Annotated in this window: 9 protein-coding genes; 8 read left to right on the top strand and 1 reads right to left on the bottom strand. The window is 60.3% G+C overall.

Annotated elements, in window-relative coordinates; all coding sequences use genetic code 11:
* Nucleotides 1-47: 47 nt before the first annotated feature.
* On the bottom strand, nt 48-182 hold the full coding sequence (gene rpmH / locus DTW89_RS07790; protein ID WP_005798102.1) for a 50S ribosomal protein L34: 135 nt from the start codon (nt 180-182) through the stop codon (nt 48-50).
* Nucleotides 183-537: 355 nt separating this feature from the next.
* Between rpmH and dnaA the strand changes: the two genes are divergently transcribed.
* From dnaA to DTW89_RS07750, 8 genes are all read left to right on the top strand, one after another.
* Complete coding sequence (dnaA, locus tag DTW89_RS07785; RefSeq protein ID WP_081739319.1) at nt 538-1,953, top strand: chromosomal replication initiator protein DnaA; 1,416 nt, start codon at nt 538-540, stop codon at nt 1,951-1,953.
* 127 nt (nt 1,954-2,080) lie between these two features.
* On the top strand, nt 2,081-3,199 hold the full coding sequence (dnaN, locus tag DTW89_RS07780) for a DNA polymerase III subunit beta (protein ID WP_024813491.1): 1,119 nt from the start codon (nt 2,081-2,083) through the stop codon (nt 3,197-3,199).
* A gap of 126 nt (nt 3,200-3,325) precedes the next feature.
* On the top strand, nt 3,326-5,941 hold the full coding sequence (gyrB, locus tag DTW89_RS07775; protein WP_114655524.1) for a DNA topoisomerase (ATP-hydrolyzing) subunit B: 2,616 nt from the start codon (nt 3,326-3,328) through the stop codon (nt 5,939-5,941).
* Nucleotides 5,942-6,089: 148 nt separating this feature from the next.
* Entirely contained in the window at nt 6,090-7,703 is a 1,614-nt protein-coding gene (locus DTW89_RS07770; protein ID WP_114655523.1) for a type I restriction-modification system subunit M, read from the top strand.
* Nucleotides 7,700-8,959 (top strand): restriction endonuclease subunit S, encoded by a 1,260-nt coding sequence (locus DTW89_RS07765; protein ID WP_114655522.1) that lies wholly within the window; start codon nt 7,700-7,702, stop codon nt 8,957-8,959. The genes DTW89_RS07770 and DTW89_RS07765 overlap by 4 nt, the downstream gene beginning before the upstream one ends.
* A gap of 9 nt (nt 8,960-8,968) precedes the next feature.
* Complete coding sequence (locus DTW89_RS07760) at nt 8,969-9,862, top strand: OST-HTH/LOTUS domain-containing protein (RefSeq protein WP_114655521.1); 894 nt, start codon at nt 8,969-8,971, stop codon at nt 9,860-9,862.
* Entirely contained in the window at nt 9,859-13,155 is a 3,297-nt protein-coding gene (locus DTW89_RS07755; RefSeq protein WP_114655520.1) for a type I restriction endonuclease subunit R, read from the top strand. Before DTW89_RS07760 ends, DTW89_RS07755 begins: the two co-directional genes overlap by 4 nt.
* A gap of 6 nt (nt 13,156-13,161) precedes the next feature.
* On the top strand, nt 13,162-13,872 hold the full coding sequence (locus DTW89_RS07750; RefSeq protein ID WP_114655519.1) for a YgjP family zinc-dependent metalloprotease: 711 nt from the start codon (nt 13,162-13,164) through the stop codon (nt 13,870-13,872).
* Nucleotides 13,873-13,899 lie beyond the last annotated feature (27 nt).

The following is a 13,899-nucleotide window of genomic DNA, read 5'->3' as shown; positions in this document are numbered from 1 at the left end:
GAACCTGGCGGCGCAAACCGGGGAGCAGGCCGGAGACCGTAACGGCCTTAGACGGCCAGGCGCTTGCGGCCCTTGGCGCGGCGTGCGTTGATCACGGCGCGGCCGCCGCGGGTCTTCATGCGGACGAGGAAACCGTGGGTGCGTGCGCGGCGCGTCTTGGAGGGCTGATAAGTACGTTTCATGATGCTATTCCTTGAGGTTCAGTTCCGGGCTGCTGCTCTTGAACCCCGCCATCCGTGGCCGCAGCGCCCCATGCGGGAGTCGCTCACAACCGAAGACTTGCGGGGCAGAAATAACGGCGCGCCGGGTCAAATCACCCTGAACACATTCAGGGAAACCGAAAATTATCGCAGGCTTGGTGCCAACTGGCAATGCCCATCGCACTGTGGGCCTTTGTCGGAACACAAAAAACCCTGCCCCCAGGCCCCGCAGCCCTGCCTTTCGCAGGTGCTTTGAAAATTGTGGATAACTCCTTGACAAGCTACAATCCGCCGCCTGGAACCGTTCCTCCTATCCACAACAAGAATGCCCCCTGAAATGACCGAGGAATCCCATCGCAGCCCCATGGGCCAGCCCGGTGCCGACGCCGGCCAGGGCCTTTGGCAGGCCTGCGTAGAGCAGCTCGCCCAAGACCTGCCCGAGCAACAATTCAACACCTGGATCAAGCCCCTGATAGCGCAGGTAGCCGAAGATTTTTCCAAGGTCACGCTGCTGGTTGGCAACCGTTTCAAGCTCGACTGGATTCGCGCCCAATACGCGGGCCGTATTGCCGCTCTGCTGGAGTCAATTTACGGGCAATCCGTTACGCTGGAGTTAGCGCTTGCTCAGCGCGAATCCGTTGCGCGCACTTACATCCGGCCCGCAACCACCCAACCCACCGCCCCTTCTGACGCACAGAACCACAGCAGCGACGAAGCCCCTGCCGGCGCCTTTCGCACCCGGCTCAATCCGGCGCTGACGTTCGAGACCCTGGTGGAAGGCACGGCCAACCGCATGGCGCGCTCGGCGGCCATGCACGTGGCGGGCATGCCCGGGCACCTGTACAACCCGCTTTTCATCTATGGCGGTGTGGGCTTGGGCAAAACCCACCTGGTGCATGCCGTGGGCAACAAGCTGCTGGCCGACCGGCCCGATTCCAAAGTTCTCTACATCCACGCCGAGCAGTTTGTGTCGGATGTGGTTAAGGCCTACCAGCGCCGCACTTTTGACGAATTCAAGGAGCGCTACCACTCGCTCGATCTGCTGTTGATCGACGATGTGCAATTTTTTGCCAACAAGGACCGAACGCAGGAAGAATTCTTCAATGCGTTCGAAGCCCTGCTGGCCAAAAAGAGCCATATCGTAATGACGTCGGACACTTATCCCAAGGGTCTGGCCAACATCCACGAGCGGCTGGTTTCGCGCTTTGATTCGGGCCTTACGGTAGCCATCGAGCCGCCCGAGCTGGAGATGCGCGTGGCCATTTTGATCAACAAGGCGCGCGCTGAAAGCACCGAAATGCCCGAGGAAGTGGCATTTTTCGTGGCCAAGAACGTGCGCTCCAACGTGCGCGAACTCGAAGGCGCGCTGCGCAAGATCCTGGCCTATTCACGCTTCAACCAAAAGGAAATCTCCATCCAGCTGGCCCGCGAGGCGCTGCGCGATCTGCTGTCCATCCAGAACCGGCAGATCAGTGTGGAAAACATCCAGAAGACGGTGGCCGACTATTACAAAATCAAGGTCGCCGACATGTACAGCAAGAAGCGCCCGGCCAGCATTGCCCGCCCGCGCCAGATTGCCATGTACCTGGCCAAGGAGTTGACGCAAAAGAGTCTTCCCGAAATCGGAGAATTGTTTGGCGGGCGCGACCACACCACCGTGCTGCATGCCGTGCGCAAGATTTCTGGCGAGCGCCAGCAACTCACCGAACTGAACCAGCAGCTGCATGTGCTGGAGCAAACACTCAAGGGCTGATGCAGGTGGTGCAAGCCCCCAACGGAAGCGCCCCGGTTAACGGGCAAAATGGCGGTTTATGCGGCAGGGAGGAGGCACAACCTGTGCTGCTGTCCACGCACCGTTCCAAAAACCACAAGAGGTTGACATGATCGTCCTGAAGGCAACACAAGACAAGGTTCTCGCGGTTCTGCAATCGGTCTCCGGCATTGTTGAACGCCGGCACACCCTGCCCATCCTGGCCAATGTGCTGATCCGCAAGACGGGCAATGCCCTGCAGCTGACGACCAGCGACCTCGAAATCCAGATCCGCACCACCGCCGAGCTGGGTGGCGACACCGGTGACTTCACCACCACGGTGGGCGCACGCAAGCTCATCGACATCCTGCGCACCATGCCCGGCGACCAGACGGTGAGCCTGGAATCGGCCCAGTCCAAGCTCATCTTGAAGGGCGGCAAAAGCCGGTTCACGCTGCAGACGCTGCCGGCTGAAGATTTTCCGCTGGTGCAGGAGTCGGCGGCTTTTGGCCCCGTGTTCAGCGTGCCGCAAAAGACGCTCAAAGACCTGCTGGGCCAGGTGTCGTTTGCCATGGCGGTGCAGGACATCCGCTATTACCTCAACGGCATCTTGTTTGTCGCCGAAGGCAAGCAACTGAGCCTGGTGGCCACCGACGGCCACCGCTTGGCCTTTGCCAGCGCCACACTGGATGTGGAAGTGCCCAAGCAAGAGGTGATTTTGCCGCGCAAGACGGTGATCGAGCTGCAGCGCCTGCTGTCTGATGCGGGTGGCGACAACCAGCCCCACATCGAAATGCAGTTTGCCAACAACCAGGCCAAGTTCACGTTTGGTGGCATGGAGTTTGTCACCAAGCTGGTCGAGGGCAAGTTCCCCGACTACAACCGCGTGATCCCGCGCAACCACACCAACAGCGTGACCCTGGGCCGCGCGCCGCTGCTGGCCAGCCTGCAGCGCACCGCCATCATGACCAGCGACAAGTTCAAGGGCGTGCGCCTGAACCTGGAGCCCGGCACCCTGCGCGTGGCCAGCAACAACGCCGAGCAGGAGGAGGCCGTGGACGAGCTCGACATCGACTACGGCGGTGACACTATCGAGATCGGTTTCAACGTCACCTATCTCATCGACGCCCTGGCCAACATGAGCCAGGACATGGTGAAGGTTGAGCTGTCGGACGGCAACAGCTCGGCATTGCTGACCATTCCCGACAACAGCACCTTCAAGTACGTCGTCATGCCCATGCGCATCTGACGCAGCACAGCCACCAGAACACTATTGTTTTGATAGCTGTTAGCGCTTACCCCATAAGCGCTAGAGCCACTTTTTATCATTGAACATATTGGAAACCGCCGGTTTCCACGGATCCCAAGGCCCACCATGACCGCAGACAACACGCAACCCGAGCCCATCGAGAACGGCTCCACCGGTAATGGTGAGCCCGTTGTGCCAAAAATCGACACCAACCAGGCTGGCGCCAGCGAAAGCTACGGCGAAGGCGCCATCACCATCCTGGAAGGCCTGGAGGCCGTGCGCAAGCGCCCCGGCATGTACATCGGCGACACGAGCGACGGCACCGGCCTGCACCACCTGGTGTTTGAGGTGGTGGACAACTCCATCGACGAAGCGCTGGCCGGCCACTGCGACGACATCGTGGTCACCATCCACTCGGACAACTCCATCAGCGTCACCGACAACGGCCGCGGCATTCCCACCGGCGTGAAGATGGACGACAAGCACGAACCCAAGCGCTCGGCGGCCGAGATTGCGCTGACCGAGTTGCACGCCGGCGGCAAGTTCAACCAGAACAGCTACAAGGTCTCGGGCGGCCTGCACGGCGTGGGCGTGAGCTGCGTGAACGCGCTCTCCAAAAAGCTGCGCCTCACGGTGCGCCGCGAAGGCAAGATGCATGTGCTGGACTTCAGCCAAGGCTTTGTGCAAAACCGCATCATCGAAACGGTGGACGGCGTCGAAGTCTCGCCCATGAAGGTGATCGGCGACACCGAAAAGCGCGGCACCGAAGTGCACTTTTTGCCCGACACCGAAATCTTCAAGGAAAACAGCGATTTCCATTATGAAATCCTGGCCAAGCGCCTGCGCGAGCTGAGCTTTCTGAACAACGGCGTGCGCATTCGCCTGAAAGACGAGCGCACCGGCAAGGAAGACGACTTCTCGGGCGCCGGCGGCGTGCGCGGCTTTGTCGAGTTCATCAACAAGGGCAAGACCGTTCTGCACCCCACCTCGTTTTATGCGGCGGGCGAGCGCCCGGCAGAAACCTACGGCGGCATTCCCGGCACGCACATCGGCGTGGAAGTGTCCATGCAGTGGAACAGCGGCTACACCGAGCAGGTGCTGTGCTTCACCAACAACATCCCCCAGCGTGACGGCGGCACCCACCTCACCGGCCTGCGCGCCGCGATGACCCGCGTCATCAACAAATACATCGAAGAAAACGACTTTGCCAAAAAAGCCAAGGTCGAGGTGACCGGCGATGACATGCGCGAAGGCCTGTGCTGCGTGCTCAGCGTGAAGGTGCCCGAGCCCAAGTTCAGCAGCCAGACCAAGGACAAGCTGGTGTCGAGCGAAGTGCGCGCGCCGGTGGAAGACATCGTGGGCAAGCTGCTCACCGACTACCTGCAAGAGCGCCCCGGCGACGCCAAGATCATCTGCGGCAAGATTGTGGAAGCCGCCCGCGCCCGGGAAGCCGCCCGCAAGGCCCGCGAAATGACGCGCCGCAAGGGCGTGCTCGACGGCATGGGCCTGCCCGGCAAGCTGGCCGACTGCCAGGAGAAAGACCCCGCGATGTGCGAGATCTACATCGTCGAGGGCGACTCCGCCGGAGGCTCTGCCAAGCAGGGCCGCGACCGCAAGTTCCAGGCCATCCTGCCGCTGCGCGGCAAGATCCTGAACGTGGAAAAAGCCCGCTACGAAAAGCTGCTGACCAGCAACGAAATCCTCACGCTCATCACCGCTTTAGGCACCGGCATCGGCAAGGCCGGCGGCAGCACCGGCAACGACGATTTTGACGTCGCCAAGCTGCGCTACCACCGCATCATCATCATGACCGACGCCGACGTGGACGGCGCCCACATCCGCACCCTGCTGCTCACCTTCTTCTACCGCCAGATGCCCGAGCTGGTGGAGCGCGGCCACATCTACATTGCCCAGCCGCCGCTTTACAAGGTGAAGGCCGGCAAGGAAGAGCTGTACCTCAAAGACGCGCCCGCACTCGACGGCTTTTTGCTGCGCATTGCGCTGAACCACGCCAGCGTGTTCACCGGCACCGCCAGCAACCAGACCCTGAGCGGCGACACACTGGCCGAGCTGGCGCGCAAGCACCAGATCGCCGAAAGCGTCATTGCCCGTCTGGGCAACTTCATGGACGCAGAAGCCCTGCGCGCCATTGCCGACGGCGTTTCCCTCCAGCTCGACACCGTGGCCGAAGCCGAAACCAGCGCCGTGGCCCTGCAGGCCAAGCTGCGCGAGCTCAACACCACCGGTGCCCCCGCCGAAGTGGCCGGCGAGTTTGACGCGCGCACCGACAAGCCCCTGCTGCGCATCAGCCGCCGCCACCACGGCAACATCAAGAGCAGCGTCATCACGCAAGACTTTGTGCACGGCGCCGACTACGCCGCCCTGGCCGAAGCCGCCGAAACCTTCCGCGGCCTGCTCGGCGAAGGCGCCAAGGTAATGCGCGGCGAAGGCGAAAAGCAAAAAGAAGAAAAAGTGGGCGACTTCCGCCAGGCCATGAAGTGGCTCATCTCGGAGGCCGAACGCTCCACCAGCCGCCAGCGCTACAAAGGCCTGGGCGAAATGAACCCCGCCCAGCTGTGGGAAACCACCATGGACCCCACCGTGCGCCGCCTGCTGCGCGTGCAGATCGACGACGCCATCGAGGCCGACCGCGTGTTCACCATGCTGATGGGCGATGAGGTGGAGCCGCGCCGGGAGTTCATCGAGGCCAATGCGCTGCGCGCGGGGAATATTGACGTCTGATTTATCATGTAGGTAGCCTCATAAGCTGAGAAATTGAGACCCATAAGTTGAGAAATTTATGGGTCTTTTTCTTTGAGTTGGCCGGCGCTATCAGGCATGGTTGATTGAATAATCACCTTCCTGCGCTCCCTGATACCTATACCCTCCCATGGCCAACCAACTCACTCTCGAAGCCCTTGAATCCTGGCTGTGGGAATCCGCCAACATCCTGCGCGGCTCCATCGACTCCTCAGACTTTAAAAATTACATCTTTGGCCTACTGTTCCTAAAGCGGTTCAATGATGTTTTCGAGGAACGTGTCAAACAACTACAGGCAAACGACGGACTGAGCGAACTGGACGCCCTGGCCGAAGTACAGGACAAGTGGGGAGTTTTCCCTTCCAGTGCACGTTGGCCAAGTCTCGTTGCCCGCACCGAAAACATCGGTGAGGCACTGGACAAGGCATTCGCCACCATCGAAGCGAACAACACCGAGTTGCAACACGTGCTGACCGCCACCCAGTACGGTGACAAGCGTGTGCTGTCGGACGCGACGTTGCAGCGCCTGCTGCGCCACTTCAACCAGTACAAGCTGGGCAATGCCGACCTATACAAGGCTGACATGCTGGGCGACGCCTATGAGTACCTCATCAAGCAGTTCGCCGACGACGCGGGCAAGAAAGGTGGTGAGTTCTACACGCCCAAGGCGGTGGTGCAACTGGTGGTCGAACTCCTCGACCCGCAGCCTGGCCACAGCGTGTACGACCCCACCTGCGGCAGCGGCGGCATGCTGGTGGAAAGCGCCCACCACATCGCCAAATTGCCGGGCGGCCTGCTCTTGAGCGACAAACCCAATGTGCTGCTGTTCGGGCAAGAGAAGAACCTTGGCACGTGGGCCATCGCCAAGTTGAATCTCTACCTGCACAACATGCGTGCCGAGATTGAGCGCGGCGATACCTTGGTGGAACCCAAGCACCTCGACGGGGACTACCTCAAGACCTTCGACCGGGTGATTGCCAACCCGCCGTTTTCGGCCAAGGCTTGGTGGTCGCCGCTGGAGCTGGCAAACGAGGCCGAACAGGAAGGCGACAAGAAACCCAAGGCGCCCAACTACAAGCAGGTCAGCGACCCCTACGGCCGCTTTGTCTACGGAATCCCGCCGCGAGGCTATGCCGACCTCGCCTTCGCCCAGCACATGCTGGCCAGCCTCAAGGCCGATGGCCGCATGGGCATCATCCTGCCGCACGGCGTGCTGTTCCGGAGCGGCGAAGAAGGCAAGATTCGCGAGGGTCTGCTGTTCGGCACCGACGCCGCCAGCGGCAACCAACCCGGCGACCTCATCGAGGCGGTCATCGGTCTGCCCTCGGCCCTGTTCTACAACACCGGCATTCCGGCCTGTGTGCTCGTCCTGAACAAGCGCAAACCGGCTGCGCTCAAGGGCAAGGTCATCATCATCGACGCCAGCCGCGACTACCTCGAAGGCAAGGCCCAGAACAGCCTGCGCCCCAAGGACATCGCTCGCATTGCTGGCACGCACAAAGCGGCCTTCGAACATCAGACCGAGGTCGATAACTACTGCCGGGTGGTGCCGCTGGACGAAATCCGCAGCAACGACGGCAACCTCAATATTGCCCGGTATATCGACAACGGCGAGACCGAGGAGACCGTCGATATTGCGGCCACCTTGTCGCAACTGGCGGCATTGGCCGAGGAAGAAGCCCACATTGATGCGCGTCTGAACGGCTATCTGGCGGAGTTGGGGCTGCTGGAGACCGGGGCGTGAGCATCGTAGGCGTGCCGGGTTATCAGGAGACCGCCGCGGGGTGGATTCCGACTGATTGGTCTGCCTTGCCCCTTGGCGCTATTGCCTCGGTTAGGAAGGACAGGGGTGTTGCCAAGCAAGGCGTCCGGTGCGTTGAGCTTGAGCACGTCGAGCCAGAAACGGGCCGCCTGCTGGGTTGGGACAGCAGCGGCGTGCAGGCCAGCATCAAGACGACCTTTAAGCGGGGCGATGTGCTGTTCGGAAAGCTGCGCCCGTACCTTCGAAAGTACGCCATCGCTCCATTCGATGGCATCTGCTCCACAGAGATATTGGCGATTCACGATAGGGACGGCCAGTCTGACAACCGATTCCTCTTTCACTTGATGCAGGGGGATGGGGTCTTCGCGACCGTCAAGGTGCTGTCTTATGGCACAAAGATGCCGCGCGTTAGCTGGACTGACTTGTCGGACATTGTTCTCGGCATCCCGCCACTACCCGAACAGCAAGAAATCGCCACTATCCTGTCGGCGGCGGACGACAAACTGGCCGTGATTGCGCGCCAGATTGAAGCCACCCAGGCCCTCAAGCGAGGCTTGATGCACACCCTGTTCAGCCGAGGTGTCGGCACCCTAGATACCGGTGGCCGATGGGTGCCTCACGCCGAGTTCAAGGACACTGAGCTGGGGGAAATTCCGGCAGGGTGGGAAGTCGTGCCTCAAGGCTCGGTGGCGACCTTCTTCAATGGTCGGGCCTACAAGCTGACAGAGTGGGAAGAGACGGGAACCCCCGTGATACGGCTGCAAAACCTGACCGGGAGCGGCGACAAGTATTACTACTCGAACCTTGTTCTCCCGGACCATCAGTACGTAGAGAAGGGCGACTTGCTTTACATGTGGTCCGCGACTTTCGGGCCGTACATCTGGTGGGGCGATAAGGCCATCTACCACTATCACATCTGGAAGGTTGAGTGCGGAGAGCGGCTCCACCAGGGTTTCATGTACTACTCGCTCGTCCGGCTGACCGCTGCGATGAAAGGGAAGACACACGGCTCAACGATGATGCACCTCACCAAGGCTGGCATGGAAAAGAACCCGCTGGTCTTGCCACCCATCGGCGAGCAGATGCGAATCGCCGAGGTTCTCTCCGGCGTTGATTCGAAGATTGAACTACTGAGGACCCGGCAATCGCATTTTCGAACCCTGAAACGCGGCTTGATGCAAAAGCTCCTCACCGGCGAATTGCTGGTCAGTGTGGACGCCAGCGCGACCGGGACGTAGGGGACCGGCATGGCGTCGCAGGCTTTGGTCACCCCAGAACCCCCGCTTGAACTGCAGCGCGATGTGCAGCGCAAGCTGGGGCGGTGCCTGCTTCGCCTGCAGCAGTATGAAATCCTGCTCAAGGCACTGGTAGCGCACGGCGACATTGCCGGGTCACCGGCTGGATTTCAGGCTGTGCGAGACGCTCAGGTGGCCTCAGCCCACAAGAAGACCTTGGGGACCTTGGTCGGCATGCTGACCGAGCGCCATCTGACCACTTCCGAGGAAGATGACAGCACTGAAGAGCCGCAGGGCGACGGTGGCATTTGGCTCCGATTCCACTTTCAGGTGGGGCTCGACGCCAGCCAGTATCAAGCCACCACGGCCACGCTGAAGGAGTTGGTGGACTTGCGCAACGAGCTGGTTCACCACTTCTTACAGCGGTTCAACATCTGGGAGCGTCAGGGTTGCATCGACGCAGATGCCTACCTGGATGCCAGCTTCGAGACCATTGACGGCCACTACCTGACCTTGCGTGGATGGGCTCAAACTATGGATGAAGCCCGAGCGTTGATGGCGTCGTTCGTGCGCACTGCGGCGTTTGAGGACCTGCTAGTGAACGGCATTGCCCCGGATGGTTCGGTGGACTGGCTTGCCAGTGGAGCCGTACGCTGCCTGCGTGAAGCCGAGTCAAAGTTCATGGCGAATGGTTGGACAAAGCTCAACACGGCGACCGCATGGATTCGCTCGGAGCATCCCGACCAACACCCCCAGCGCTATGGCTGTGGCAGTTGGCGGCAAGTCATTCACGAGTCCCAGCAGTTTGAGATTCGCAGGATGGTGAACACAGAACAAGGCTGCGGCGAGGTTTGGTATCGCAGCCGTCAGGAGGAAGCCAGCATGCAAGGGAAGAGAAGCTCATGAGCCAGTCACCTGAAAAGACTGGCGTCGAAACGCCTGCCATCGAGTCGCTGGTCAAGTTGGGCTACGTCCATCTGCCGGGCAATGCCGTGCAGGTGGAATACCGCCATCTCGCCCCGCTGCTTGAGAGTGTGCTGCGCCCACGCCTGCTTGCTCTCAACCCCTGGCTGGCCATTGCACCGGGCGGCGTTGACTCGGCCTTGATAGAGCTGCGCAAGCGGGTCAACGACGAGCTACTGCCAGCGAACAAGGCCTTCTGGGAGCAGGTGGTGCATCGCTCCGACATCCAGGTGAAGGATGCCGACGGCAAGCCGCACAGCGTGCGCTTTTTCGATGCCACCGTCACTGCCAACAACGACTTCCATGTGGTGGACCAATACGTGGGCCGCAATGCCGAGGGTGACCTGTTCCGCCCTGACCTGCTGCTGTTCGTCAACGGCCTATCGCTGGCGGTCATCGAATGCAAAGCCACCCACCACCGGCTGGACGAGGCGCTAGGGCAGCTGGATGGCTACCAACGCAGCTTTCCAGCGCAGTTCGTTTTCAACCAGGTCTGCGTAGGCCTGATTCGGCGGCAAGGCCTATACAGCGCAATCCTCACCAAGCCTGCCTTTTACGCGCGGTATCGCTTGCAGGAAGCCGAGTTGAAATCCGTCACAGCGTTGCTGGGCAGCGAACCCAGTGACCAGGAGAAGCTGCTGTGGGCCTTGTTCGAGCCCACACGCTTTCTGGAACTGGTTACGCACTTCGTTCTGTTCGAGACGCGGGATGGCAAGACGGTCAAGAAGCTGCCGCGATACCAGCAATGGCGGGCCGTTAGCAAGACCATCAACCGCTTGACGAGCACCAAGCCCATGGGTGGGGTCATCTGGCACACCCAGGGTAGCGGCAAGTCACTCACCATGGCTTTGCTAGCCAGGCTACTGCGAGCCGACCGCACGGGCTTGGCAAACCCGACGGTACTGGTACTGACCGACCGCAAGGACCTGGATAAGCAAATCTTTGATACCTTCCATGCGGTGGGAATCAAGGCCATCCAGGCGGTCTCTGTGGCTGGCCTGGTGAAGATGCTGAGCAATGACTACGGCAGCGTGTTCACGAGTACCGTTCAGAAGTTTCAGGAGAACGACGAGTCGGCCCTCCCGGCGATAGATACAGCCGATAGCAACTTGGACCATGACGAGGAACTGCTCAAGGCGACCCGGCACCAGCGGGTGCGCGAGGGCAAGGACTTCTTCATGCTGGAGGAGCGCAACGCCAACTTCGGCCTGCACGATGAGGACGGCGTGCTGCTGGCGTCCAAGGGGGAAGAAGTCAGCCGCGAGAAGGTCAACTTCCGAGTACTGAGTGCCAAGCCGAACTTCTACGTGCTGGTCGATGAAGCCCATCGCAGCCAATACGACTTCTTGGCCGCTTTCATGCGCGCCAGCCTGCCGAACGCCAAATTCATCGCGTTCACCGGCACACCGCTACTCAATGATGACAAGCACACGCTTTCAGAGTTCGGCGGTGACACCTACATCGACGAGTACCGCCTACATGAGGCTGTGGCCGATGGCGCGACTCTGCCCATTAAGTACCAGGACGCCTGGGTCAAGCTGGCGGCTGACGCCAAGCTAGATGCGGCATTCGATGCGCAGTTTTCCAAAGAATCTGAAGTGCGTCAGCACGCCCTCAAGAAGGAGCTTCTGGCCAAGTGGCGCATGGCCAACGACCGCATGGAACAAGTGGCAGTGCATCTGGTGGAGAACTTCATCAGCAACGTTCAAGCCAAAGGTCTGAAGGCCATGCTGGTGTGTGATGGTCGTGACATGGCCGTGCGCTACAAGGACCTGCTGGACGACCTGATGACGCAGCGCGCCGAGCAGGGGCTGCCGACCTTCGAGAGCAGGGTGGTCATTTCACTGGCTGGCATCACCGCGTCGCGCACTGGCGCTACCGTTGCAGAGGAGGCGGCCGAGTACAAGCTGGACATCGCCAAAGTACAGAGCATCGAGGAACGGGTGCGGGCTGAGCTCAAGTCGGGCAAAGAGCCTGTTGCCATGCCGTCAGAACAGATTGGCCACTTCGTGGGCAAGTTGTTCCCACTGCCCTATGGCAACGAGAGCAAGGGCCTCGATGGACAGCCGCACGCCAACAATGTTGGTCTCGTCATCGTTTCCGACATGCTGCTTACCGGTTGGGACGCGCCCATCGTCAGCACCATGTATCTGGACAAGCCCCTGAAGGAGCACACCCTGCTACAGGCGATTGCGCGCGTGAATCGCACGCTGTCGGGGAAGAATGCGGGCTACATCGTGGACTACCACGGCGTGGTGGAGCACCTTGACCATGCGTTAAAGGTCTATGGGGGCGAAGTGCAGTCATCACAGGTGTGGCAAGGCGTAGAGACCGAACTTCCAAAAATTCAAAGTACGCTCGACCGCATCCTCAAACTTCTACCTCGCAAGTACGACCCCGTCTCGCAACGCGAGAACTACAAAAACGATGCCGAGGCCTTCCTCGACCCGGCGTCACGGCTGGATGCCGTGGAGGACTATCTGGAGCTGGTGAAGGAGTTCAACCGCAGCATAGACATCATCCTGCCCGACGTGCGCGGTGTACCGTTCAAGCCCTATTTCACCCTGTTCGCAGAAATCCGCTTGATGCTGCGCGACAAACTACCTGGAAACACCTACCCCGAGCGCATCACCAAGCTGGAATCTGCTCTACTGCAAAGGCTGCTGGACGAATACATCGATGCCAGTCCCGCCAAGAGCCTGCTAGGGCATGAGGTGTCGATTCTGGATGCGGGCGACATGGCGCGACTGAAGAAGTTGGCCAGCCCTGGCAGCCAAGCCTTGGTGATGAAGAATCAGTTGAAGCACACGATTGCAACGGGCCGAGACAAGGACCCCGCCTTTTTCGACAAGCTCGCGGAGGAGCTGGAAAAGCTGCTTGCCGAGGAAAACGCTGGCCGGGTCAGCCAGGCGCAATTCCTGGAACAACTGGAGTTGTTCGGTCAACGCATCCGCGACAAAGACAAGACGGGATTCGACCATCCTGCACATTCGGCGGTTTACCACTACCTGGCCGCTCTGTTGACTGAGGACACCGCACGGGTGGCGACAATAAAGCTGTTTGAGGACAAGGATTTGAGCCAGACCATGGCGGCTGGTAACTGGAAACAGATGCCGGATTTACATCCCGAGATTCGTGATTTGCTGCGCAGATTGTTGATGCCGCTAGCGAGTTGGGAACGCGCCGTGGCACGCGACCACTCCGGAAAGCTCCTGGACATTCTGCTCAAGAACTGACGTCCCATGCCCAGCGTTCAGTACGGCCAGTCCAGCATTGAGTGGCGCTTCCAACCCGATGCGAAGCTCAAGCGCCATTACCTCACCGTTGAGCGCGGTCAGCCTGTGTTGCTGCGTGGCCCTCGGGTCGGCATTGACGAACAGAAAGCCTTGGTTCTTCAACGCGCCCGCTGGATTAGAACGAAACAGGCTTTGGTTGAGCTTCCCGGCACTGACGATGCAATCGTCACGGGAAGCCGGTTGCGTTACTGTGGAAGGTCGTATTTCACGGAGGTAAAGCACAACCCGGCCTTGCTGGCTCCAACGCTGACGTTCACAGCCTCACGCTTCGTGATTGAAAGTCCATCAGGGCGAAGTATTGACTCAGCAGCACTTTCGACATTGCTTGCCGTCTTCTACCGGGACCGTGCCCACGAGAGACTTCTTTCGCGCGTGCGCCAGTGGGAACGGTCGACGGGACTGCAAGCACGGGGCACCCGAATCCGGCTCTTCCAAAGCCGGTGGGCAAGCTGCAGTGCGGGGAACATATTGGAGTTTCATCCCCGCGTGATGGAGCTGTCCTCTAGCGTGCAGGACTACGTCATCCTGCACGAGCTGTGCCATACCGTTGAAAAGAGCCATACAAAGCAATTCTGGGCGCTGGTCGCACGACACATGGCGGACTGGAAGGTTCGTCACGAGACTCTTGAACGCGCGGCGTTTGGCGATGCGGTTTGACGACTTTCAATCGCGCACTGTCGAACG

Origin of the sequence: Acidovorax sp. BoFeN1 (assembly GCF_003345135.1) — a bacterium.
Classification (GTDB): Bacteria; Pseudomonadota; Gammaproteobacteria; order Burkholderiales; family Burkholderiaceae_C; genus Acidovorax; species Acidovorax defluvii.
The sequence above is the reverse complement of the archived record's forward strand: the minus strand, read 5'-3'. Positions and strand labels throughout refer to the sequence as shown.